This is a genomic window from Capnocytophaga sp. ARDL2 (assembly GCF_041530365.1).
In the GTDB taxonomy this organism is placed as follows: domain Bacteria; phylum Bacteroidota; class Bacteroidia; order Flavobacteriales; family Flavobacteriaceae; genus Flavobacterium.
The window spans coordinates 1,414,155-1,437,852 of sequence record NZ_CP168034.1 but is presented as its reverse complement, the minus strand read 5'-3'; the positions used below and the strand labels follow the sequence as shown (position 1 = coordinate 1,437,852).

The window sequence follows — 23,698 nt, the reverse complement described above, 5'->3', positions numbered from 1 at the left end:
AAACTATAAATCAGCAAGTTATACAATAAAAACAGGTTCATTTTGTTGGAAGTTGTTGGAAGTTAAAAACACGCTTATAATTTCGATTTTTATTTAAAAAATAAAAATAAAAGTTTACCTCTTTGGGAGGAAGTCTCCGAAGACTTGGAGGAGAGTATGTGAAAGGAGAGACATCTAAAACGCCAACCCGTCCTCCGCATCCTTTTCCTCCTTTATATTATGACTATTGGGGGTTGCAGGGGGTGAAAACAAAGATTGCAGACCTTGTTGTGCCTCTCTTTGTTCCAATTGCAGGTTTAGGGCAAAGAGAATACTCTCTTTATTGTCGATTTTGTTTAGATCCAATACATAAGCAGAGGTATTGGTATTGGCAAAGCGGTGCGATTTTTTTTCTTCTACAAAGTATTTATCCTCTTTCAGTTTTTCGAGTAGTGTAGTTTTGCTTGGGCACGATTCCGAAAATCGTGGAAACCACTCTGTCTGTATTCTATTATATACCTCTGTAAATCGTATGTAGAGCAATTGGCCTTGAATATCCAGTTGCAAACCTAAATGCAGCTTGTTGATTTCGCTTCCACTCAAGCAGGCTACAAACACATCCCAAAAACGGCTGATGACATTGGCAGTATCCAGTTTGCGTTTTAGATTGTTTACAAACGCATCAAACACATCGAGCATTTCGGCTGTGGTAAAAGGGAAAACAATTTCGTTGGTTTCTTTCAAAATTTCGTGCGTTGCCCCCAATATAGCATAATTGGTAATGATACGATCTATACTACCCTTAAAAGCCTTGCGTTCTTTCAAAATCTTTTTATACATAAAAAACTTGTTGGCAAAGTGCTTTTCAGACAGTGGTCGGTAGTCATATTTTCAAATTCTTCAAAGGCTTGCGATTCTTCGAGTGTAAATTGGTTTTTGGTCATTTCGCCATAAATCAAACGCGTAAGCACTGCCTCATTTGTGGGCGTTTGGTTGCCAGTAACAATGGCACTGCACAATATAGGTGTGCTATCGGTACTCATATGACTGTCGAGAGTGGCTCTTTTGTACGAACTTCTGTCCCAAATACCCTTTAGCATACCGTCTATTTCTTTGTCGCCATTGGTATACTCAGAAAGATGCACCATCATATTGCTAAACTCTCCAAAACTTCTCAGCTTGGCTTTACCAGTCGATTGTTTATTCTCCATATTTACAATAATTTCAAATCCTATTATACCTTTGAATCTTCTTTTTATAATTTTGTTTTTTTTTCTTTCAAACATCTATTAATTTAATAGAAGTAAAAAAAACGTATAATCGTTTTATATCTAATATCAGTCAATACAATTTTAGGTACATTTATTGCTATATCATAAAAAAAAAAATATGACAAATCACAATATCTATACAAATAATAATCAATTAGATAAAAATGAAATAAAAATTCTTTATACTATTAAAAAGTATATGGATGATTATTATATCGACGGAATACTCAGTTTTTTCCCTGTAGTTGGTGATGTTATCGCACAGATATTCACTTTATTTTATCTTTACATATCAATATTCAAATTAAAATCTATCCGACTTTCAGTACTCATTATCTACAATGCACTTTTCGATATCTGTGTTGGGTTGATACCTTATTTAGGTATAGTCTTAGATTTTCTAAATAAATCGTACAAAGAAAATTATGAATTAATCATAGGTTATGCCCAAAGAGACAAAGCAATCATGCGTAAAATCAATAAACGATTTACATTTGCTTTATTGAGTATTTTCCTTTTACTTACTGCTATTGTTTTATTGATAAAATGGACTATCGAACTGAGTATGTATATTTTTAATTGGATTTTTTAGTATATTTGAAAGAATCTAAACTCATTTTACTATGAAAGAGGATTTTTTACATTATATATGGCGATATTTAAAGTTTGATTACAAAAACCTTAAAACAACTGACAACCAGTCAGTAAAAATATGGTCACAAGGTGAATATTTACAACAACAAGGTCCCGATTTCTTCAATGCAAAATTGGAAATCGACGGACAAATATGGGCTGGCAACGTAGAAATCCATATAAAATCTTCAGATTGGTATTTACATAACCATCAGGAAGATACCAACTATCAAAACGTAATTTTACACGTGGTATGGACAGATGATGTCCCAGTAATCAATCTAAATGGTGTGCCAATTCCCACTATTGAATTGCATGAAAAAGTCGATAAAAATTTAATCAAAAACTACAAAAAACATTTTGATTTTCAATCGTCTATTCCGTGTAGCAATCAGGTACATGAAGTAGAAAAAGACCGAATCACACTTTTTCTAAATCAATTGATTTTAAAAAAGTTGGAATTAAAATCTATTGAAATAGAACACGAATTAGAAGAATCAAACAGACATTGGGAAGCCCTATTTTTGAAAAAATTATTTCATTATTTTGGGTCAAATATCAACGGAAATTCCTTTGAACATTACATTAAAAACATTCCTTTTCATGTATTTCAAAAGACCAGACAATCCACAGAACAACTTCATGCTCTATTCTATGGTTTTATGAATATTTTACCCGAAAATAGCGATGATTTTGTAGAACAATTGAAAAAAGAATACCAATATATCAAACATTTGTACCAATTATCAATGGTAGCATACCCTATTTCCTATTTCAAATTGCGACCAGACAATTTTCCTACTATTCGCATTTCTCAATTTGTTGAATTTGTCCACAAACACCCAAGTTTGTTTTTTGAATTAATAGAAATAAAAACACTAAAAGATTATTATTCATTTTTTGATACAAAAGCTCATCCTTACTGGAAAGACAAATATGTTTTTGGAAAAACATCTACAAAAATTTCACCAAAAAAAATGAGTAAAACATTTATCAACCTATTGCTCATCAATGTTGTTTTACCCTTTAAATATACATATTTCAAGAATAAAAACGAGAAAAATGTAGATGAAATCATCGAAATTTACGAACAATTGGAAGTAGAAAAAAATCATATTATTGAAAAATTTCCATCCACTGTTTTTACAAAACAAAACGCATTGCATTCTCAAGCGATTTTACATCTTTATAATCAATATTGCACTAAGAAACAATGCATGAAATGTACAATTGGCAACCTACTTTTGAGGCAAAAAAAATAGCGATTGCCGTATGACAATCACTACATTTGTGACCCGACTGGGGCTCGAACCCAGGACCCCAACATTAAAAGTGTTGTGCTCTACCAACTGAGCTATCGAGTCTAAAAGATGTTCTATATCCTTATTTTGTAGTTTAGTGACCATGATCAGATTCGAACTGACACGTCTTGCGACACCACCCCCTCAAGATGGCGAGTCTACCAATTTCTCCACATGGCCGACTTTGTGACCCGACTGGGGCTCGAACCCAGGACCCCAACATTAAAAGTGTTGTGCTCTACCAACTGAGCTATCGAGTCTAAACAATTAAAAATGATAATAAATGAACGAACTTTTGTGACCCGACTGGGGCTCGAACCCAGGACCCCAACATTAAAAGTGTTGTGCTCTACCAACTGAGCTATCGAGTCTGCCCTACATTGCTGTAGATAATTTAAAACTATAAAATAAATATGAAAACTACTAGTGACCCGACTGGGGCTCGAAACCCAGGACCCCAACATTAAAAGTGTTGTGCTCTACCAACTGAGCTATCGAGTCCTTGAACATTTATTTATAGCGAGTGCAAAGGTAAAAACTTTTTTTTATTTACAAACTATTTTTAATGGTATTTTTAATCTCATAAACATATTTTTTATTTAATTATTTATAATACAATACCTTATAATCAACTTTTATTTTATAAAAGAATCTTTTCTTTCTTTAAAGAAGTGATTTTATTATCAATGATTAGTTTGTATAATCCTCTGATATACATAGAAAAACAAATAGTATTGTTGAAATAATTTAAAAGATAATAAAGAAAGGTTAGATTTTTTAACAAAAAAATATTTTTATTAACTATATTTGTATTTGATAATGAAAAAAAAATGCAACTAAGAGAAATTGCTAAAGAGCTTTCCATTTCATTGGAAAATTTACAGAGATTTATTTTTGAATTCAACATTCCTCTGTCATTTTGTACTACAAACAAAAATAGTGCACACACAGAGTTTGTAGATTTCCTAAATAAACACAAAGAATTTATACAAAAATATGCCGCTGATAGAAATCAATTAAAATCTATCGCCGACATTGCAAAAAACTTGGGAATCGAAGAAGAAAAAGTAGCTGCTTTTTTTATACAAAATGGAGTCAGCGAAGAGCAGCTCAGTGAAATAAAAACCTATATTTCGAGTTTTGTAATCCATCAATATTTAGGAGGAAATTATAATTTTATATTCAACGATATTCCTAAAGTAGACAAACAAAGCGAATTGGTAGGATATACCGATTTGTATTTTCATATATACGATTTCATAGATCCATTTACCAATCCAAATCACAGAAAAATGTGGGGTATTTCACGTCCAATGGGTGTACTTTTATTTGGACCTCCAGGTAGTGGAAAAACATTTTGGGCTCAGAAAATATCAGAAATAATTGGTTATCAATACATTAATATATACAAAGATTATTTATTGAATAAACATTCGCTGGAAGAACAAAATTTTTCTGATTTTTTATCAAAGAAAATCAACAAGCCAAAATCCTTGATTTTCATAGACGATTTTGATCAATTGATGAACAAGCAACATTGGCATCAAAATTCAGCAGAATCATCTGAATTGATTTCCAATATATTACGTTTGATACAAAAGGACAACACGCAAGAATTGTTACTTGCTGGGTCTGTTGAAACACTAAAATCATTGAACGAAAACATCACAGCAGCAGGACGTTTTGACTGGCATTTGCCTATATTCCCTCCTAATGTTGAAGAACGTATTGATTTGATAATCTACCATTTAACCAATGGTCTTATAGAAGATTCGCCATTGTTAAAAATTCTCAACGACAATCAAATGCTCAGCAGAGAGTTTTGGGTATCGATTTCGAGAGAAATGAGGCTGTTTTCAAATACAATGATAATCGATTTTGTTCAAGCCATTAAAAAGAGAATTTACGCAATCTATCGTAAAGACGAAAATAAAGAAATTGTAATTACACCTCAATTGATAGTTGCAGCTTTTAATGAAGCAAAAACAAAATTCTCTGAAGAATATGTAAAGGCATGTCACACATTCTTGGTAGAAGTGAAACAGAATAATTCTTTGGACTTTGCTCAAAGAATTATGGAAATGGAACACGAACTTTATCACTTTACAAATAAAGATAAAGAAAAAGTTAATAAAATTGGGTTTACCGCTAATAATTAAAAAATAGCTATGTCTGAAGAAAAAAATATTATGAAAGAAAACAATCAAGTAAACGAAGTAGAAATCAACAAAGAAAACTCTTTAGTAAATGAGGTTGAAAAAACTGTTGAAAATGTAACAAGAAAGGAAGAGTACGAACCTTCTCTCCTTGCTTCTTTTCAGGACATTATCAATGCAATGGAAGAAGCATTGAAAAAACCAATAAACGAAATAAAAGAAGAAATAGACAATCTAAAAAAATCATTTTTAGACAGTTATTACAATTTATTGGAAGAGAAAAAAACTCTTTTTCAAGAGGAAAACAATGATGAGGAAGAAAACAAAACTTTTCATTTTGATTTTCCATTGAAAAAAACTTTTGACAAATTGTACAACCAGTATAAAAACTTGAGAACAGAATTTGCTCTTCAACAAGAAAAAGAATTGGCAAAAAATCTTGAAGAAAGAAAAAATATCATTGCTGAATTAAAAAAACTTGTTGACGAAACAGTTGATTTTGGTAAAGCATTCAAGCAGTTTGGCGAATTAAAAAATAAATGGAATGCGTGTGGAAACATTCCAAAAGACAAATACAATCTCGTATGGAATGATTATCATTTTCACGTAGAAAGATTCTTTGATCACCTACACCTCGATCGTGAAATGAGAGACAAAGAATTTGAAAACAATTACAATAAAAAACAAGCTATAATTCAAAGAGCTAAAGATTTGCTGTCGTATGAAGATGTACAAAAATCAATTCGAGAATTACAAATTTTACATAAAATTTGGAAGGAAGAAACAGGTCCAGTAGCTCAAATTCACAGAGAAAGTCTATGGAATGATTTCTGTGAAATTTCAAACGAAGTACACGAAAAATTTAATCAATTTAGAAATCAAATTGCAATTACAGAAAGAGAAAATTTGATTAAAAAACTGGAAATCATCGTAGAAATCAACAACATTGATACTTTAAAAGCTACAACTCACGATCAATGGCAAGAAATTACTGACAAAGCCGAAGAGTTGAAAAACAAATTTATCGCAGTAGGAAATGTACCTCGCAATGAAATCACTCCTACGTGGAATGCCTTGAGAGAAGCCATAAGAAGAATCAATGTAGATAAGAAAAATTTCTACAAAAATCTCAAACAGCAATACCAAGAGGCTATACAAAAAAGAGAAGCCTTGATTGCAGAGGCTATCAAAAACAAAGACAACGAAAATTTCGAAGATACTACACCTCTATTCATACAATTGCAAAACGATTGGAAAGAATTGAGTTACATTCCAAGAAAACAAGGAGAAAAATTGTGGAAAGAATTCCGTTCAGTATGTGATTACTATTTTAACAGATTAAACGAATATAGAAAAAATCAGATTTCTGCAGAAATGGAAAATTTCAACAAGAAAAAAGAATATTTGAAAGAGATTAAATCGACTACTTTTACTGGAAATCACGTAGAAGATTTGGATAGTATCAAAAAGATCATTGCACATTGGAAAACATTAGGTAGTGTCCCTGCCCAAAGAAGACATATCGAAGCAAAATTCAATAGAATATTAGATGGTTTTTTCAACAATCTAAATCTTTCGAGAAGAGAAAACGAATTGCACAAATTCAACAATAGAATTGCTCAATTAATCGAACAAAAAGATGTCAATCAGTTAAACAAAGAGTCTAAATACATCTATAGAAAAATTGAAGAAATTGAAAAAGACAATATCACTATTGAAAACAATAGTATGTACATTCAAAATTCTGACAAAGAAAACGCATTGTTGAAAGAATGTCAGAAAAAAATTACTAAAAACAACGAGGAATTGAGTATCTGGAAAGAAAAATTGGAAATTCTAAAAAGTCATTTATGAAAAAGATAATCGCTTTTATTGTACTTTCGATTTTTTTAGTACAGTGTAAATCTCGAGAAGACTGGAGAATAAAATACAATGTCGAAAAAAATAAAGCAAACAATAAAACGAAAAATTCCAAAAACATAACCAAATCTTCTGCCAAAGCATCGGCAACAAAAGTAGATTTGGACAACATGGATACTTTTATCCAAAACAAACAATTGAAAGATTTGGTTTTGGAATGGTATTACACCCCCTACAAACTTGGTGGAACTACCAAAAATGGGGTCGATTGTTCGGGGTTTACACAAGTAGTATATGAAGAAATTTATAACAAAAAGCTACCACGAACATCCAGTGATATGTCAAAATTGATAAAACGTGTGTATGTTAAAGATTTGAAAGAAGGAGATTTAGTTTTCTTTTCATTCAACAATTCTGATAAAATCAATCACGTAGGTGTGTACCTCAAAGACAATAAATTTGTACATGCTTCTACCAAAAAAGGAGTGATTATATCCGATCTCACCGAACCTTGGTATGGCAATTATTTAACAAAATGCGGTCCAGTAATTAATGAAAGTTAATACGAATTGGCACGAATTTTGAAAATTATAATTAGGTAATTAATTAAAAACAACAAAAAAACATTTTTATATGAAAAAATTTATTGGAGCAGCTATCTTTTCAATGATTGGTACTGCAGTATTTGCTCAGGCTGAAATAAAATTTAAAACTGAAACTATCGATTACGGTACAGTAACAAAAGGAACAGACAACGGACTGAGAACTTTTGAATTTACAAATACAGGTAACGAACCATTGGTCATCACAAACGTTAGATCTACTTGTGGTTGTACAGTTCCTTCAAAGCCAACTGAACCAATTATGCCAGGAAAAACTGGAAAAATTGATGTAAAATACAACATGGCTTTAGGAAAAATCTCTAAAACCGTTACTGTAGAAACGAATGCTAAAAACGTAAACAACGGTATGGTTTCTTTGAGAATTAAAGGTGAAGTTGTAGCTGATAAATAATATATTTATCCTATTAATTTGTATTAAAATTTAAAACAAAAAAAAACTGCTCGATTTTCGAGCAGTTTTTTTTGTTTCAAATGTCATTTTTATATTATAGAGTAAAATAAATAAACATCTATCTCCTATTAATTAAAACATTAAATAAAAAAAATAGAATATAACTGGCGAAATTATTATTACTAAATAAAATAAATAACGTTCAACAAGATTTTTTAAAAGCAAATAAAATATGCTTAAAACATCCTCTTTAAAATATTCTTTGTGATTATTTTTAAAGTTTTCATAATCAATTGCTGAATGATTGTCATAGGATTTAAGAATATTTTGATACTTTTTCGATAATTTAACAGCAAACCTATTTCGTTCCTCTTCTGTACAATTAGAATTTAATGTTTTAAAAATTCTTAACTTATTATATAGTGTACTAAGTTCTAATCCACATTTATGAAATTCTTTTGCACGTAAACTGTAATTTTGATAGTTTTCGTACTGAGAAAGCACAAGCAAAATAATACTCAAAGCGGTGACAATATAGTTTATTATTTGGATTTTAATATTAGAATGAATATTATATACTGAAATTAATCCTGCAATAATTAAATATGCAGAAAGAAAAGACAAACTAATATTAGACCATTTTGCTTTAATTCTTAATCTTTTATCAGCTTCAAATCTAGCTCCTTTGGTTGACCAAATTTTATAATTTAATTCTTCAAGAAAACTTTTTTCAAGATACTTTTTTGAACCTTCAAAAATAGATTTTTCATTTTGGTTTTGCATATTATTTTTATTTTAAGTAAAAAAGACCAATAGTAAATAAACTATTAGTCTTTTCAAATTTTCAAATTATTAATTAATTTTACATCATTCCTGGCATACCTCCACCCATTGGCATAGCTGGAGTATCCTCTTTGATTTCAACCAATGCACATTCTGTAGTCAAAATCATTCCTGAAACTGATGCTGCATTTTCCAATGCTACACGAGTAACTTTCTTAGGGTCGATGATTCCCGCAGACAACATATCTACATACTCATCAGTTTTGGCATTGTAACCAAAGTTACCTGTTCCCTCTCCTACTTTTGAAACGATTACCGAACCTTCCAATCCTGCGTTTTCTACAATCGTACGCAATGGAGCTTCGATCGCTCTTGAAACGATTTGAATACCTGTCTTCTCATCTGCATTGGCAGCCTCAACCGAAGTCAATACATTTTTAGCTCTCAACAAAGCTACACCACCACCTGCAACAATTCCTTCTTCAACTGCTGCTCGAGTTGCGTGTAATGCATCGTCCACACGGTCTTTTTTCTCTTTCATTTCTACCTCAGAAGCAGCTCCTACATACAACACAGCAACACCACCAGCCAATTTAGCCAAACGCTCTTGTAATTTTTCTCTATCGTAGTCAGAAGTTGTAGTTTCCATCTGAGCTTTGATTTGGTTCACTCTGTTTTTGATCAATTCAGAGTTACCAGCTCCGTTTACAATCGTCGTATTGTCTTTGTCGATAGAAACTCTCTCTGCTGTACCCAACATATCCAAAGTAGCGTTTTCTAAAGTGTATCCACTTTCCTCGGCTACCACTACTCCACCTGTCAAGACTGCGATGTCTTCTAACATAGCCTTTCTTCTATCTCCAAATCCTGGAGCTTTTACCGCAGCGATTTTCAAAGCCCCTCTCAATTTGTTTACTACCAAAGTAGAAAGAGCTTCACCGTCCACATCTTCTGCGATAATCAACAAAGGTTTTCCTGATTGAGCTACTGGTTCTAAAACGGGTAATAACTCTTTTAATGAAGAGATTTTTTTGTCGTATAATAAAATATAAGGATTGTCAAACTCAGTTTCCATTTTTTCTGGGTTTGTTACAAAATAGGGAGACAAATATCCTCTGTCAAATTGCATTCCTTCTACTACATCTACATAAGTATCTGTACCTTTTGCTTCTTCTACAGTAATTACTCCTTCTTTTCCTACTTTTCCAAACGCCTCAGCAATCAATTCACCAATTACCTCATCGTTGTTTGCAGAAATAGACGCTACTTGTTTGATTTTTTCAGTAGTTGAACCCACTTCTTGAGCTTGAGATGCCAAATCTTTTACGATAACATCTACTGCTTTGTCGATTCCTCTTTTCAAATCCATTGGATTGGCACCAGCTGCCACATTTTTCAAACCTTCTTTTACGATAGCTTGAGCCAAAACTGTTGCTGTAGTGGTTCCGTCACCTGCCAAATCATTGGTTTTAGAAGCTACTTCTTTTACCATTTGAGCTCCCATATTTTCCAATGTATCTGCCAATTCTACTTCTTTTGCTACTGATACTCCGTCTTTTGTAACATGCGGAGCACCGAATGATTTTGAAATGATTACATTACGACCTTTTGGTCCTAAGGTTACTTTTACTGCATTTGCCAATGCATCTACACCGCGTTTTAATCCTTCGCGTGCTTCAATATCAAATTTTATTTCTTTTGCCATTTGTCAAATTTATTTTAATTTTAAAACTGTTGTTTTAAGTTACATTAAGTTTGAAATTTCTTAATGAAATTATTATCCAATAATAGCTAATAATTCTTCTTCTCTCATTATCAAGTAATCTTTACCTTCGTATTTCAAGTCTGTACCCGCGTATTTTCCATACAATACTACATCTCCGACTTTGACTGTCAACGACTCTTCTTTTTTACCGTTTCCAACCGCTACTACAGTCCCCTTTTGTGGTTTTTCTTTTGCTGTGTCAGGGATGATGATTCCTGATGCTGTTTGTGTTTCAGCTGGAGCTGGCTCGATAATTACTCGATCTGCCAATGGTTTGATGTTTACTGACATATTCTTTTTATATTATTAAATTAATTAAATTGTTTATCTTCCATTAGTCGAAAAGTATGCCAAGGGAAAAAGAAGGTTATTTTGACAAAAAGCAATGTCATTTTGTCAGAAAATATTTTTTTTGATAAAAAATATACATTCATACCAGTTAAATTGTCATAAAAAAACAGCCCTATAAAGGCTGTTTTAAAAATCTGTAAAGAAATACTTTTTCAATTTTTTAGTTTACTGGCAACTGTACCGGCTCTTCAGTAGATTGTGTAGTCTCAGGAGTTACTGGAGTTTCTACTGCTGGAGCTGGTGTAGTTGGTTGTTCTACAGCTGGAGCTACAGCATTTTCGTCTAATAATTTTGACGCACCATTATTTCCACCTGAAAAACTGATTCCAGACAACAAAATCAATCCCAATAATAAAATGGCTAATGTCCATGTACTGTTGTCCAAAAATTTGTTGGTATTTTGTACCCCACCTACATTTGACGATCCACCTAATGAAGAATCTAAACCTCCTCCTTTAGGATTTTGAATCATAATTACTACGATTAATAGTAAAGCTACTATTGTAATAAGAATTAAAAAAATGCTAAATGTACTCATGTTTTTGTTTGTCTATTGATTATTGTATTGTTGTAATTCTTTTATTTTCTCAATTTTTTTTGCAAATAAACTACTTTTTTCTGGATATTTCAAAATTAATATTTCATAAGCTTGTATTGCTTTGGTATATTTTCCTTGTTCTAAGTAGATTTTAGCCAAAGTTTCGGTCATGAAACTGGGTTCGTTTTCTTCCGAATTGTCAATAAATACAGGGGTTACAGGCGTATTCTTTGGAGCGGGAACAATTTTCGGATTATTTTTAATAAATTTGTTAATAATTTCTAATTTATTGAAAAAAGAATTGCTGCTTTCTTCTGTATTTTCCGTTTTTTTGTCAATTTCTACTTTTTTATCTTCGGTCGAAAATTCTTTTGGTGTTTCTACTTTCGTAGAAGTTTCTTTTTTCTTTTGGGTCAGTTGCAACCATTGATCAAACGAATGTCGTTCCTCTTTGTCAAATTGCAATGGTTGACCTATTTCTAAATCTTCTTTGATTTGTTGAATCGATTGTTCTTGTTTAGACTCCGCTTTTTTATCGGCTAATTCGTCTATTTTTTGAATCAATTCGGTTTCTTTAGACGATTTTTCTATGTAAACCAAAGTATCTAAAACCGTACGTTCGATGTTTTCGTTGAGTGTAAACTCTACTTTTTTCACTTCTTCCAAACCTTCTTCGTCGATTTCGATAGATTCGATGTTGAGCGGTTTGTAGGTTATGAAATCTTCTGAAACGATAAAATCAAACAAAATATCTCTGTCGGTGGTATATGCTGCCGTTTTTTTGAGTGCGTTGTTGTACAAAAAACTTCGTTGTTGGTTCAATCCCTTTAAATACAACGCTCTTGCCGATTGAAAATAGGGATACTTCTCGACAATTTCTTGCAATTGTGAGGTGATTTCACCATCGATTATAGTTGGATTTTGTACTAAATGATTATAAAATTGTGTGTTCATCTTACCACTTCGCTAATGATTCGTTGAAAATATCTTGGGTAATTTGCTCAAAAATCACATTGAGTGCTTCTGTCAATCTTGCACCAATTAATTGTTCTGAGGCTGGATAATCGTAAAAATGTGAAAATCTCTTCTCAAAATCTGACTCTTCGTCATTTTTATTAGAAAAACGCACATTTACAGAAACATACAAACGGTTTTGTGCAGCGGTTTGATTGGCTGTTGCTGTCATTGGCGAAATGCGGTATTCCACAATTTCTCCTTCGTAAAGCAAATCTCCATTGGTTGTGGTAATGCTCAACGGCGTTTGGTTTTGAATCAATTCTTGCAAAGCAATGGTAAACTGTCTGTCCACACCTGGCTCTATCAAGGCAGCGTTGTTTTGAAAATTGTTTACCTGAAAAGTTTTTGCATCGATTTTTCCTGTACCTGTAAAATTGTAAATATGACAAGCATTGAAAAGCCACATTGCCAATCCAAAGAATACTAATTTGTTTATTTTCATAGTTTTATTCCAAATTGTATTGTTTTATTTTTCTGTAAAGTGTTCGTTCGGAAATTCCCAATTCTTCAGCGGCATTTTTTCTTCTACCATTGTATTTATTCAATGCTTTTTTTATCATTTGAATTTCTTTATCCTCCAAATTCAACACTTCATCTTCTTCTGTCTCAACGGCTTCTATGTAATAATCGTTGTTTTCGTCTTCGATAGGTTGAGCCATTGAGGGAGAAATCAATTGCGGATTTGTTGCACTTTGAGGCAAGGTCAATTGTGAATTTTCAATAAAATCTTGCTCCTCTTTGTTGCCATAAATCTTCTGAATCAGATTTTTATTATTTTCCTGTACTTGTGCACTGTTGCCGTTTTTCATCAACTCCAAGGTCAATTTTTTCAAGTCGTTGAGGTCGGCTTTCATATCAAATAGGATTTTGTACAACAATTCTCGTTCATTACTAAAATCACTATCGGATTTTTTTTCTGCCAATGAGGGTAAATTTCGCTCACGAATAGGCAAATACTGTTGGATAGTCAATAAATCAATTTCTCGTTTGGTTTCGATGACTGATATTTGCTCGGCTATGTTTCGCAACTGACGAATATTTCCATCCCAACGATAATTTTTGATGTAATTGACAGCGTTTTCGTCTAATTTTATCGGAGGCATTTTGTATTTCGTAGCAAAATCTGACGAAAATTTTCTAAACAACAAATGTATATCTTTCCCTCGTTCTCTCAGCGGAGGTAGGTTGATTTCCACCGTACTCAAACGATAGTATAAATCTTCACGAAATTTACCTTTTTCGATGGCTTCAAACATTTTTACATTGGTTGCTGCCACAATACGCACATCGGTTTTCTGTACTTTTGACGAACCCACTTTGATAAATTCGCCGTTTTCCAACACACGTAACAAACGAACTTGAGTGGTAAGTGGCAATTCTCCCACTTCATCGAGGAAAATGGTACCGCCGTCTGCCACTTCAAAATAACCTTCACGGGTATTTACCGCACCAGTAAACGCACCTTTTTCATGACCAAACAATTCGGAATCAATGGTGCCTTCTGGGATTGCACCACAGTTTACGGCTATGTACTTTCCGTGTTTTCTATGCGAAAGATTGTGAATAATACGAGGAATACTTTCCTTACCCACACCGCTTTCTCCTGTTACCAACACAGAAATATCGGTCGGAGCTACTTGAATGGCTTTTTCAAGAGCTCTGTTGAGTTTAGGATCGTTTCCTATGATTTCAAATCGTTGTTTTATAGTTTGAATGTTTTCCATTTTTTATTTTCGCAACGAATTTCATTTAATTCATTTCGCTATAACCTACAGCTTCTCCAATCAAGGTAGCTGATGTACAATCGGTAACTTTTACCAAAACAAAATCACCTACTTTGTAATTTTCTTTTGGGAATACTACCATCGTGTTTTGCGAATTTCTACCTGACCAATGAGCATCTGAACGCTTTGACTGCTTTTCTATCAATACTTCTACCGTTTGTCCTAAGAATCGTTGCGTACGCTCCAATCCCAATTTTTGTTGCAAATCTACAATTTCTTGCAAACGGCGTTTTTTGATAGTCTCTGGTACATCGTCTTTCATTTTTCTCGCAGCCAATGTTCCTGGTCTTTCCGAATAGGCAAACATATAACCGAAATCATATTTCACATATTCCATTAAAGACAAAGTATCTTTATGATCTTCTTCTGTTTCGGTTGGGAATCCAGTAATCATATCTTGAGAAAGCGATATTTCTGGTAAGATTTTGTAAATTCTATCCACCAATGCCATATACTCTTCTCTCGTATGTTGACGGTTCATCTCATGTAAAATTCTCGTAGAACCCGACTGTACCGGTAAGTGAATGTATTTGCAAATATTGTGATGTTTTGCCATTACATACAATACCTCATCATGCATATCTTGTGGGTTGGAAGTCGAAAAACGGAAACGCATTTTTGGATATGCACCTGCACACATATCAAGCAATTGTGCAAAATCTACTGCAGTAGCTTTTTGCATTTTAGTGGCTTTTTCAAAGTCTTTTTTCAAACCGCCACCATACCACAAATACGAATCTACATTTTGCCCCAAAAGCGTTACTTCTTTAAATCCTTTTTCGTACAAATCTTTTATTTCGCTCATAATACTCTGAGGATCACGGCTTCGCTCTCGTCCACGAGTAAATGGCACCACGCAAAATGTACACATATTGTCGCACCCACGAGTAATAGATACAAAGGCTGTTACTCCATTGCTATTCAAACGTACCGGTGAAATATCTCCGTAAGTTTCCTCTTTTGAAAGTATAACATTGATCGCATCTCTTCCCTCCTCTACTTCTTTCAACAAATTAGGAATGTCTTTGTAGGCGTCTGGACCTACCACCATATCGACAATTTTTTCTTCTTCCAAAAATTTGCTTTTCAATCGCTCTGCCATACATCCCAACACCCCAACTTTCATCGACGGATTGATTTTTTTGATAGCATTGTACTGCTCCAAGCGTTTTCTTACCGTTTGCTCGGCTTTATCGCGAATCGAACAAGTGTTTACCAACACCAAATCAGCTTCTTCCAGATTTTGTGTCGTATTGTATCCTTGTTCTGACAATATAGACGCAACAATCTCACTGTCAGAAAAATTCATCTGACATCCGTAGCTTTCTATAAAGAGTTTTTTTGTATTTTGATCGTTTTGTTCAAGTACCAAACTCGTACCTTGCTTATTTTCTTCGATAACCTTTTCCATATCTTGTTGTAGTCTTTATCAGAAATAATCTACAAATATAGTGATTTTTTATGTATGCAACACTTGCAAATCTGTATATTGTAATGTTGTATTTTGTATCATTCAAAACATATAGTAAAAAAGCTTATTAACTCGGTGCTTTCATAGTCTATCTTTTTTCTGAAATAAAAATAAACTTTGTCAAAGTTGAAAATCTAAAAATCAGACAAAACAAAAAATCCTTCCTAAAGAGAATAAACATTCAATTTAGAAAGGATTTTTTTGATTGTATCACTGTCTAATGTATCATTGTATATTGTATTATGCTTAATATTACACAATTTCAATTGATAAAATAAGCAATATACAATCTACATTTTACAATATACAATAAAAAACCTACACCTTCTTCCTATTGTCATTCGAATCTCTATCAATCAAAATGTTGTAAGGATCTACACCTACTTGTACTGGCTTTTCTTTTACAATAAAACTCACTTTGTTTTTGATTTTGTTTACGCGAACTTTACTGTAATACAACGGATTTTCGTATTCGTATTTTCCTTTTTTGGTCTTTTCTCCAAATATTCCGATTACGACTACATCGTTCAATGGTAATGATTTCACCAAATCTTTTCCAATCGTTGCCTCCAAAGTGTTACCGTCTTTGTCTTTATAAATTTCTTCTCCTTTACTCTTTGTGCGATATTTTGCCACTTGGAACGAAATATCTACTTGGTACTCTCCATTTTTCAATGGGGTAACTTTGGTATCCAATACTTTATTGTTATAAAGCGTAATGGTTTCAATCATATCTTCTATCAAATATTGATAGTTGGCAGGTATATGCTTTTTCAAATGCACCACAAATTCAAGGCTATTGGTGTATGGAGCTTCTTGAAAGGCTTTTTCCGCTACAAAACTTCTCAATATTTTGTGGAGATTTTCCGTTCCGATGTATTCACCCAATGCATAAAACACCAATGCTCCTTTGTTGTAATGAATGTATTGCTGATTTTCGTTGTACATCAAAGGATTTTCTTCTTTCCATTCATAAGTACGCCCACGCAAATAGCTATCCAAAGCGTCTTTTAAGAATTTGTGCATCTGACTGCGACCGTATTTTTGTTCTAAAACTTTCAGCGAACTGTACTCAGATAATGATTCCGAAAGCATTGTAGCTCCTTGCACTTCGGCACCGATAACCTGATGAGCCCACCATTGATGTGCCATTTCGTGCGAAACTACACTGTAGGGATAATCGACATTGTCTGGGTTGTCTGTGTCTATTTTTGCCAAAAATCCTATTCCTTCCGAATAAGGCATAGTGTTAGCAAACGCTTGTGCAAATGTTCCCATTACTGACGGAAACTCAATAATTCTGGCTTGTTTGTGTGTATAAGGTGAGAAATTTGCCGAATAATATTCAATCGAGTTTTGCATAGATTCCATCATTCGGTCGATGTTGTACTCGTGTCCTTTTAAATAATACACCTCGTAGTTGATGCCGTTTTTCTTTTCTCTTAGAACTTCGTAAGTTCCTGAATTGTAGGCATAAAAATTCAGAATTTTGCTATCCATTTTGTAATGGAAATAGCGTCTTGCGTCTTTTTGCCATTCATTTTGCAAATATCCTGGTGCTATTGCAATCTGATTTTCCGAAGTACTCACCGTAGTTTCAAAATCTATCCAATCGGCATCGTGTGCAATATAGGTATTTTGTCTTGCCTTTTCGTCGTTTGGTACTGGCATGCGTTCGCGTGGTGGTAAATTGTATTTTTTACGAATGTCGTTGTCGCGAATTTCCATAGATTCGGTATATCCAAACGATGGGAACAACTGACGATTGTTTACAAATGTACCATTGCTCAACACAAACGAATTGTTTTTAAACCAAGTATTTGGCTCATTTTGCGTAGTAAATTGCACTTGTAGCGAATCTCCAGGTTGCAACGACTGATTCAATTTCAAAATTTTGAAATCCATCACCGAATCGTTGTAAACCGTTTGATAGCCTTTATCTATGATTACCTCTTTCAGATTGTCGCCATAAGGCAAAAACAGCGAGTCGATTACTTGCTGAGATTTGTTTACCATAGTAAAATATCCCACCGCTTTGTAGTCTCTACTTTCTGGAAACAGATCCAAATGTACATTGGCTGCTACGATACGAGGTTGTGCGTAATCTTGGTATTTTTTGTATTTTTTCTCATAGTCCACACGCATTTTTTCGTATTCATTTTCTGTATAATACGGTTCTTTGATTGCCATTTCTCTATACATTGTATATCCCAACGATACAAAAGCAATTGCCGAAACAATCATCGTAATTACTACTGGTTTTTTAGCTTTGGTTTTCATTTGAGAAATTCGCTCTTTTGTTGTTAAAATTCCTCTTTTGTAAAGCAACAATGCCAAGCAAATCAAAACTGTGGTAAACAATGTCCAATAGATTTTATAAATCCAAAACAATTTAGCACTTCCAAATCCGATAAATTCTGAATATCGAGGAATACCGGGCCTGATTTATAGTGGAAAATATTCAATTCTACCCCAATTTTCGACAGTGCCACAGGTAGGAAATTCAATAATAAAATTACGATAAATCCTATGTAAAATTTGTTGAACAACGACTGCACAAACATTGCATACATGATATTCAGGATAAAAATAATTAGGATGAATTTTACTATAAATTCCAAATAAACCCAATAATTAATATCGTAAAACCCTTGTGTAAATTGAAGGATAATTGCTCCAATGATATTGATAAACAATAAACTCAACGCCATTTTCATCAAGGCAATTCCCTTTGAAAGAAACAATGCCCAATTGGGAATGGCTGTTGCATCTACCAACAAATTCATTCGAGTAGTTCTCGCTTGATTGAGCAATATTCCCGCAAAAAGAATGATTAACAGATTGATAGTTCCTAAATTGCTTTCCACAATATTGAGCATAAAACCAGAAGTTGGATAAGTTTCCGCTCCCATAAATCCACTTCCTACTTGCAATCCAGAAATGACTAACGAAATCATCATCACGGCAATAAATATCCAAAATAACCAATTTTTTCTGATGGATTTGAATTCGATTGCAGATAAATTCCAAGCTACTTTTAAATAGTTTGTAAACGAATAATCAAAACTTATTTTTGGTAAATTTACTTCCAAATCGGTGTCAAAATTGTTTTTGATTACTCGTTCGCCTTTTTTCTTTCCAAATAGTGAAATTGGGTTGAAATCAAATTTAAAAAATACATAAGTGAGTCCGAAAACAAAAAATCCAACGCTAATCCAAATCAAACGGTTGTATAACAAAACCCCATGAAATGGAATATTGTTTACATTTTGCTCGTGAATTGTCCAATATTCTGTAAGGTAATTCAAGGCAAATCCTCCTGAATAATCAAACAAACCAAAGTAAAATTTGTCATCTACATTGGCTGATAAGGCTCCCAAAATACCAGAAATAATCATGGTAATTAGCACAAAGATATATCCCACATATTCATTGCGAGTAAATGTGGTAAGCATAAAGGCAAATGCTCCAATCAAGAAAATATTGGGCAATGCAAAATAGATAAATGCTTGTAAATAAGACCACAAACTAAATGGTGCTAACAAATCTTGATTGGCAAATGGCAAGAGTGTAGCCAATATCATTCCCAAGGCTACTGCCAAGACAATCAATGAAGTAATAAACAATCCACTGAGGAATTTACCCAACAAATAATCGCGTTTAGTAAACGGATACGAATATAAAATCGTATAAATATTGGATTGAAAATCTCTATAAACCGTTGCTCCAATAATCGTCGGAATCAAAAAACTAATCAGCGAAGAAATGCTGTTGATTAAGTTATTTATCGCTATGGGTGAATTTTCGTAAGTATTTGATGCAGTGGTAACTGAAAAATCATCAAAATACCCAACCATTGCCGCCATAGTCAAAAATCCAAGTGCGAAGAATATCACCAAAAACAGATAAAAATTCCACGACTTGAACCAGCGTTTGATTTCAAATGTAAAAATGGTTTTTAGCATTATTTATCGTTTTTTAGTGAGTAAAAATATAAATCTTCCAAAATCGGACTAGCCTCGATAAAGGTTTCGTCGGGTTGTGTATTGGCATACACTCGGATATTCATCGTATTGTCTTGGTTGAAATGTGACGAAAGCACATTGTATTTTGCCTGAAACTTCTGAATGTCTTCTCTTTGGATAATGCGAACCCAAATTTTTCCTTCCAGCGAAGCAGTACCTTCGTTCATGGTGCCTTTGTAAAGAATTTTTCCACCGTTGAGTATGGCAATTTCGTTGCACAATTCACGAATATCATCTACGATATGCGTAGAAAAAATCACGGTGTGATTGGTACTAATGGCACGAAGTACATTCAAAAAGCGGTGTCTTTCAGCAGGGTCGAGTCCGGCGGTTGGCTCATCTACAATAATCAATTTTGGATTGTTGAGCAACAACTGAGCGATACCAAAACGCTGTTTCATACCACCCGAATAGCCGCTTACACTTTTGTTGCGAACTTCGTATAAGTTGGTCAAAGTCAGTACTTCTTTGATGATGTTTTGTCTTTCGGTTTTTAAAGTAATACCTTTCAATTGAGCGAAGTAATCGAGTAAATCAATAGCAGACATTTTGGGATATACCCCAAACTCTTGAGGCAAATACCCCAAAATTTCACGCAATTTCATCGGTTGGTTGAGTACATCAATATCGCCAAATTTGATTTCGCCAGACGAGGGCGTTTGCAAAGTAGCGATGGTACGCATAAAAGAAGATTTTCCAGCACCGTTTGGTCCAAGTAAACCAAACATACCCGGTTTGATTTCTAAAGAAACATGATCCAAGGCTTTTACACCATTTGAATAGGTTTTCGTAAGATTATTGATTTGTAAATTCATCTGAACTAATATTTATGTTTTTCCTATTAGTAGATGAAATGAGAAAAATGTTACAAGTTTGAATTAAAAAATTAACTCACGAAATATATATCCTCTTGATTTCGGTGAATATTTCTAACTTCAAAACCGCCATCTTCGGGGATTTCTTCCACCAAATCAAAAAGTATGCATGATTTAGGCAATCCTTGAAAAATCAAAGTAAAATCTAAGGGACGCGTAGGAGGAATTACCGTCCAATCGGGAGCATAACTAATTCCATAAGCTATAAGTAAAGGATATTTTATCCCTGTAGCACAATCAATCAAAAAAGTAGATTTCCAAATTCGAGCCATATCTCCCTCTGCATCAGACCAAAGCGAAAAATGTACAATCACTTGTTTTTCTTCTTCGAGTCTGTTTTTGATTTCTCTTTTTAGTTCGGATGCTATAAAGGACTTGATAAGTATGCTCATGTTTGAATTTGTTAGATTTTTTGCAAAAATAAAAGGTTTGTAGGAGAAATGATGGTTTATTGTAGATAAATTTAAACTTGAGTTCGTAAAGTTAGTATTTTGTAATCTATGTAACCAGATACTTGATACGCTTGCTGTCCTGATACATTTGCCAAACTAAGTCCTTGCTCTGACTTAAACGTTCGCTCGCCTGTGTGGTCATATACATAATGACTGATCTGCTGTCCGCCATTGTCCACCACAGACAACAAACGGTTTTGCTCGTCCCATTCAAAATCTCTATTGCCTACAACAACCAAATCCTTGTCTGATTGTATATGCTCTAAATTACCGTTGGCATCATAACTCAATTTAATACTTTTTCCGTCTTGGTATTGCAACAATGACGGTGCGTGAGGGTGTGTATCATCATCGTAAAAATACTCCGCTTGATAATTATGCACCGAATTTTGTGGTACTTGATTCAGCGTTACATTGTGTGTCTGGTTTTTGTTTACAATACTATGAGTCGCGTTGTAGCTCATTGTCAAATCATAGTTTTGCTCTTCCTTAAATCCTGTAAATGTACCTATGGCTCTCGACAAACGATTGTATTTGTCGTATTGGTATTGCTTATCGCTCACGCCTCCCAAATGCAAATTGTTGTGCTGTGAGGCTGTATTGCGTTGTCGCACAATATTTTGATTATGGTCATAATCGTACTGCACATTTGAAAAAATGTGGTTACTCGGTCTTCGCAATCGCATCGTACGCAAACGTCGCATGGTATCAAAATCGTTTTGGGTTTTTACTTTGTTACCGTATTCTATCTCTTTGGCTTCGCCGAAAAACGTATAGAGTACGTGCCTCAAATATACATAATTATTTGAATTCTTTATCTTTTTTAATTGTCCTATTGTATTGTATTCGTAAAATAATTTTTCTCCGTCAGGGTAAGTCATCTCCAACACACGCCCCCACGAGTCGGTTTGGGTCCTGGTGTAGAATTGCATTTCTCCGTAATCGACGCCTTTATTGCTAAAAGAAAAATTCAATCTATCTTATAAATACAAAATCCGCCCTAAAATTTGGGGCGGATAGAGATAATTTTCAAGGATAAATATTGTAATCTTATATAAAAAATGGTTACATTATATAAAATACCTGCCTGACATTTTATATTTAAAACATTTTCCTTCAATTGAATAAATATAAACTATTGGTTCTATATATCCCCAAAAATCAAGTTTCTTTTTTCTATGTTTTTTTATATTAATTTTTTCTAATCTATTATCAAATTGTCTTGTTTTTGTTGAAAAAAAATGAAATGTATGCATATCCAATTTTATACTTCCTGCGTAAAAATTTTTAGTTACATATCTATATGTTTCCATTTCAGAATCTCCAACAAAAGCAATTCGTAGCTCATTTTCTTGAGTTACATAATTTACAATAATATTGTTTTTTCTACTCAAATATGTTTCAAAATCTTTATTTGTATATACAAATTCACAAACATCATCAATATTTACTGTAGATAAATATTGAGTTTCTGTAAATAAAGTAACAAATATAAAATTTAATATAATTATCATCATTTTAATATTTTATTTTGATCAAAATATATGTATTGTCTAATAGTAGCTTCATACACACCCAATTTGATTTGCTTTGAATATTTATAATATGTTCTAAGTTTTTGTATATATTCGGCTACTGCCTGATCTCCTTGTCCCTTTTGTAACTTGTCATATCGGCTATATCCACCAGAAGGAACCATAATATCGATATTGTTTACCGTCATCTGGATGGCTATGAATATAAAAATTAACCGAATATTTCTTTTCAATTAAATTTTTAATCAAATGTATCCCTCCGTTTTCTTGAGTTTCATGATTACTTGTTGCAATATAATTCGATGTTTTTCCAAAACTAATATGCCCCCATTCTACTTTCGTGTTTTCTGATAAAAACTCAAAAATATCCTTTGCATCTTTATTATTATTTACCTTAAAATATGAATATTTTTTTTCTAAATCGTTTAATACATTTCTTTTAACATTATTCAATATACCTTTTTCTATATCTATACTACAATCGGTTTCTTTTCCATTATCATCAAATAAAATTAACCTATCTAAAGGAGAGTTTGTCTCTCGTATCGGTTTTTCAGATATTGTTCCATCACTATTAAGTCTATAGTCATGGTCAGCCATTCCAGTAGGATCAACTCTAGTAATGGGATTATTACTTACAAAATGGTACGGTGTCTTGTCTGGTTGAACTTCAGCCAACGGATCTACCGACACGAAAATTGATAGTCTCGGGTCGTAGTATCTTGCTCCGTAGTAGTACATGCCGGTAGCTTGGTCTATTTCTTTGCTGTTGTACTTGTATCTCCCACTCATACAACGATAATATTACATTTTTTTGATTTTAAAAATGTAATATTAGCACGAGCATCGCTCGTGCCAGCGGGATAGACTAAATTTCAATCAATTATG

At 33.3% G+C, this 23,698-nt stretch carries 23 protein-coding genes and 5 tRNA genes; 6 read left to right on the top strand and 22 right to left on the bottom strand.

Going from position 1 to position 23,698, the window contains the following annotated elements; translation table 11 throughout:
- Positions 1-174: 174 nt before the first annotated feature.
- On the bottom strand, positions 175-819 hold the full coding sequence (locus tag AB4865_RS07130; RefSeq protein WP_372472582.1) for a hypothetical protein: 645 nt from the start codon (positions 817-819) through the stop codon (positions 175-177).
- Positions 801-1,190: a hypothetical protein gene (locus AB4865_RS07125; protein WP_372472581.1), complete on the bottom strand. Its 390-nt coding sequence runs from the start codon at positions 1,188-1,190 to the stop codon at positions 801-803. Before AB4865_RS07125 ends, AB4865_RS07130 begins: the two co-directional genes overlap by 19 nt.
- A gap of 178 nt (positions 1,191-1,368) precedes the next feature.
- Between AB4865_RS07125 and AB4865_RS07120 the strand changes: the two genes are divergently transcribed.
- Positions 1,369-1,842 (top strand): DUF4112 domain-containing protein, encoded by a 474-nt coding sequence (locus AB4865_RS07120; protein WP_372472580.1) that lies wholly within the window; start codon positions 1,369-1,371, stop codon positions 1,840-1,842.
- Between the two features lie 31 nt (positions 1,843-1,873).
- Positions 1,874-3,145: a DUF2851 family protein gene (locus AB4865_RS07115; protein ID WP_372472579.1), complete on the top strand. Its 1,272-nt coding sequence runs from the start codon at positions 1,874-1,876 to the stop codon at positions 3,143-3,145.
- A 29-nt stretch (positions 3,146-3,174) separates the two neighbouring features.
- Here the strand turns inward: AB4865_RS07115 and AB4865_RS07110 are convergent.
- The 5 genes from AB4865_RS07110 to AB4865_RS07090 form a co-directional block, all read right to left on the bottom strand.
- A tRNA-Lys gene (locus AB4865_RS07110) sits at positions 3,175-3,247 on the bottom strand.
- Positions 3,248-3,282: 35 nt separating this feature from the next.
- Positions 3,283-3,364: transfer RNA gene (locus tag AB4865_RS07105), tRNA-Leu, on the bottom strand.
- Positions 3,365-3,371: 7 nt separating this feature from the next.
- A tRNA-Lys gene (locus tag AB4865_RS07100) sits at positions 3,372-3,444 on the bottom strand.
- Between the two features lie 38 nt (positions 3,445-3,482).
- Positions 3,483-3,555, bottom strand: a tRNA-Lys gene (locus AB4865_RS07095).
- A gap of 56 nt (positions 3,556-3,611) precedes the next feature.
- A tRNA-Lys gene (locus AB4865_RS07090) sits at positions 3,612-3,685 on the bottom strand.
- Positions 3,686-4,014: 329 nt separating this feature from the next.
- On the opposite strand from AB4865_RS07090, the gene AB4865_RS07085 reads away from it, so the two are divergent.
- The 4 genes from AB4865_RS07085 (at position 4,015) to AB4865_RS07070 (ending at position 8,214) form a co-directional block, all read left to right on the top strand.
- Entirely contained in the window at positions 4,015-5,343 is a 1,329-nt protein-coding gene (locus AB4865_RS07085; RefSeq protein ID WP_372472578.1) for an AAA family ATPase, read from the top strand.
- 9 nt (positions 5,344-5,352) lie between these two features.
- A complete protein-coding gene (locus AB4865_RS07080; protein ID WP_372472577.1) occupies positions 5,353-7,194 on the top strand; it encodes a DUF349 domain-containing protein in 1,842 nt (613 codons plus the stop codon).
- Positions 7,191-7,763 carry a C40 family peptidase gene (locus tag AB4865_RS07075; protein ID WP_372472576.1) on the top strand — a complete coding sequence of 191 codons (573 nt, stop codon included), beginning with the start codon at positions 7,191-7,193 and terminating at the stop codon, positions 7,761-7,763. Before AB4865_RS07080 ends, AB4865_RS07075 begins: the two co-directional genes overlap by 4 nt.
- 70 nt (positions 7,764-7,833) lie before the next feature.
- Positions 7,834-8,214, top strand: coding sequence for a DUF1573 domain-containing protein (locus AB4865_RS07070; RefSeq protein ID WP_372472575.1), 381 nt, complete (start codon positions 7,834-7,836; stop codon positions 8,212-8,214).
- 132 nt (positions 8,215-8,346) lie between these two features.
- Here the strand turns inward: AB4865_RS07070 and AB4865_RS07065 are convergent, their stop codons facing one another.
- The 15 genes from AB4865_RS07065 to AB4865_RS06995 form a co-directional block, all read right to left on the bottom strand.
- A complete protein-coding gene (locus AB4865_RS07065; protein ID WP_372472573.1) occupies positions 8,347-8,997 on the bottom strand; it encodes an SLATT domain-containing protein in 651 nt (216 codons plus the stop codon).
- A gap of 79 nt (positions 8,998-9,076) precedes the next feature.
- On the bottom strand, positions 9,077-10,702 hold the full coding sequence (groL, locus tag AB4865_RS07060; RefSeq protein ID WP_372472572.1) for a chaperonin GroEL: 1,626 nt from the start codon (positions 10,700-10,702) through the stop codon (positions 9,077-9,079).
- 72 nt (positions 10,703-10,774) lie between these two features.
- Complete coding sequence (gene groES / locus AB4865_RS07055) at positions 10,775-11,053, bottom strand: co-chaperone GroES (RefSeq protein ID WP_372472571.1); 279 nt, start codon at positions 11,051-11,053, stop codon at positions 10,775-10,777.
- Between the two features lie 220 nt (positions 11,054-11,273).
- Positions 11,274-11,651, bottom strand: a complete 378-nt coding sequence (gene secG, locus AB4865_RS07050; protein ID WP_372472570.1) for a preprotein translocase subunit SecG — start codon at positions 11,649-11,651, stop codon at positions 11,274-11,276.
- Between the two features lie 12 nt (positions 11,652-11,663).
- On the bottom strand, positions 11,664-12,605 hold the full coding sequence (locus AB4865_RS07045; RefSeq protein WP_372472569.1) for a tetratricopeptide repeat protein: 942 nt from the start codon (positions 12,603-12,605) through the stop codon (positions 11,664-11,666).
- 1 nt (position 12,606) lies between these two features.
- Positions 12,607-13,110 carry an LptE family protein gene (locus AB4865_RS07040; RefSeq protein WP_372472568.1) on the bottom strand — a complete coding sequence of 168 codons (504 nt, stop codon included), beginning with the start codon at positions 13,108-13,110 and terminating at the stop codon, positions 12,607-12,609.
- A gap of 4 nt (positions 13,111-13,114) precedes the next feature.
- Positions 13,115-14,392: a sigma-54 interaction domain-containing protein gene (locus tag AB4865_RS07035; RefSeq protein WP_372472567.1), complete on the bottom strand. Its 1,278-nt coding sequence runs from the start codon at positions 14,390-14,392 to the stop codon at positions 13,115-13,117.
- A gap of 25 nt (positions 14,393-14,417) precedes the next feature.
- Complete coding sequence (miaB, locus tag AB4865_RS07030) at positions 14,418-15,863, bottom strand: tRNA (N6-isopentenyl adenosine(37)-C2)-methylthiotransferase MiaB (RefSeq protein WP_372472566.1); 1,446 nt, start codon at positions 15,861-15,863, stop codon at positions 14,418-14,420.
- Between the two features lie 378 nt (positions 15,864-16,241).
- On the bottom strand, positions 16,242-18,284 hold the full coding sequence (locus AB4865_RS07025) for a M1 family aminopeptidase (RefSeq protein WP_372472565.1): 2,043 nt from the start codon (positions 18,282-18,284) through the stop codon (positions 16,242-16,244).
- Positions 18,266-19,888 (bottom strand): ABC transporter permease, encoded by a 1,623-nt coding sequence (locus AB4865_RS07020; RefSeq protein WP_372472564.1) that lies wholly within the window; start codon positions 19,886-19,888, stop codon positions 18,266-18,268. The genes AB4865_RS07025 and AB4865_RS07020 overlap by 19 nt, the downstream gene beginning before the upstream one ends.
- Complete coding sequence (locus AB4865_RS07015) at positions 19,888-20,763, bottom strand: ABC transporter ATP-binding protein (RefSeq protein ID WP_372472563.1); 876 nt, start codon at positions 20,761-20,763, stop codon at positions 19,888-19,890. The genes AB4865_RS07020 and AB4865_RS07015 overlap by 1 nt, the downstream gene beginning before the upstream one ends.
- 71 nt (positions 20,764-20,834) lie before the next feature.
- Positions 20,835-21,215: a hypothetical protein gene (locus AB4865_RS07010; RefSeq protein ID WP_372472562.1), complete on the bottom strand. Its 381-nt coding sequence runs from the start codon at positions 21,213-21,215 to the stop codon at positions 20,835-20,837.
- Positions 21,216-21,286: 71 nt separating this feature from the next.
- Complete coding sequence (locus AB4865_RS07005; protein WP_372472561.1) at positions 21,287-22,249, bottom strand: hypothetical protein; 963 nt, start codon at positions 22,247-22,249, stop codon at positions 21,287-21,289.
- Between the two features lie 96 nt (positions 22,250-22,345).
- A complete protein-coding gene (locus tag AB4865_RS07000) occupies positions 22,346-22,792 on the bottom strand; it encodes a hypothetical protein (RefSeq protein ID WP_372472560.1) in 447 nt (148 codons plus the stop codon).
- Between the two features lie 159 nt (positions 22,793-22,951).
- Positions 22,952-23,602, bottom strand: a complete 651-nt coding sequence (locus AB4865_RS06995) for an RHS repeat-associated core domain-containing protein (RefSeq protein WP_372472558.1) — start codon at positions 23,600-23,602, stop codon at positions 22,952-22,954.
- Between the last annotated feature and the right edge of the window lie 96 nt (positions 23,603-23,698).

Coding starts and splice junctions, on each gene's coding strand:
- AB4865_RS07130 (WP_372472582.1), bottom strand. CDS start 819: ATGTATAAAAAGATTTTGAAAGAACGCAAGGCTTTTAAGGGTAGTATA.
- AB4865_RS07125 (WP_372472581.1), bottom strand. CDS start 1,190: ATGGAGAATAAACAATCGACTGGTAAAGCCAAGCTGAGAAGTTTTGGA.
- AB4865_RS07120 (WP_372472580.1), top strand. CDS start 1,369: ATGACAAATCACAATATCTATACAAATAATAATCAATTAGATAAAAAT.
- AB4865_RS07115 (WP_372472579.1), top strand. CDS start 1,874: ATGAAAGAGGATTTTTTACATTATATATGGCGATATTTAAAGTTTGAT.
- AB4865_RS07085 (WP_372472578.1), top strand. CDS start 4,015: ATGCAACTAAGAGAAATTGCTAAAGAGCTTTCCATTTCATTGGAAAAT.
- AB4865_RS07080 (WP_372472577.1), top strand. CDS start 5,353: ATGTCTGAAGAAAAAAATATTATGAAAGAAAACAATCAAGTAAACGAA.
- AB4865_RS07075 (WP_372472576.1), top strand. CDS start 7,191: ATGAAAAAGATAATCGCTTTTATTGTACTTTCGATTTTTTTAGTACAG.
- AB4865_RS07070 (WP_372472575.1), top strand. CDS start 7,834: ATGAAAAAATTTATTGGAGCAGCTATCTTTTCAATGATTGGTACTGCA.
- AB4865_RS07065 (WP_372472573.1), bottom strand. CDS start 8,997: ATGCAAAACCAAAATGAAAAATCTATTTTTGAAGGTTCAAAAAAGTAT.
- groL (WP_372472572.1), bottom strand. CDS start 10,702: ATGGCAAAAGAAATAAAATTTGATATTGAAGCACGCGAAGGATTAAAA.
- groES (WP_372472571.1), bottom strand. CDS start 11,053: ATGTCAGTAAACATCAAACCATTGGCAGATCGAGTAATTATCGAGCCA.
- secG (WP_372472570.1), bottom strand. CDS start 11,651: ATGAGTACATTTAGCATTTTTTTAATTCTTATTACAATAGTAGCTTTA.
- AB4865_RS07045 (WP_372472569.1), bottom strand. CDS start 12,605: ATGAACACACAATTTTATAATCATTTAGTACAAAATCCAACTATAATC.
- AB4865_RS07040 (WP_372472568.1), bottom strand. CDS start 13,110: ATGAAAATAAACAAATTAGTATTCTTTGGATTGGCAATGTGGCTTTTC.
- AB4865_RS07035 (WP_372472567.1), bottom strand. CDS start 14,392: ATGGAAAACATTCAAACTATAAAACAACGATTTGAAATCATAGGAAAC.
- miaB (WP_372472566.1), bottom strand. CDS start 15,863: ATGGAAAAGGTTATCGAAGAAAATAAGCAAGGTACGAGTTTGGTACTT.
- AB4865_RS07020 (WP_372472564.1), bottom strand. CDS start 19,888: ATGCTAAAAACCATTTTTACATTTGAAATCAAACGCTGGTTCAAGTCG.
- AB4865_RS07015 (WP_372472563.1), bottom strand. CDS start 20,763: ATGAATTTACAAATCAATAATCTTACGAAAACCTATTCAAATGGTGTA.
- AB4865_RS07010 (WP_372472562.1), bottom strand. CDS start 21,215: ATGAGCATACTTATCAAGTCCTTTATAGCATCCGAACTAAAAAGAGAA.
- AB4865_RS07000 (WP_372472560.1), bottom strand. CDS start 22,792: ATGATGATAATTATATTAAATTTTATATTTGTTACTTTATTTACAGAA.
- AB4865_RS06995 (WP_372472558.1), bottom strand. CDS start 23,602: ATGAGTGGGAGATACAAGTACAACAGCAAAGAAATAGACCAAGCTACC.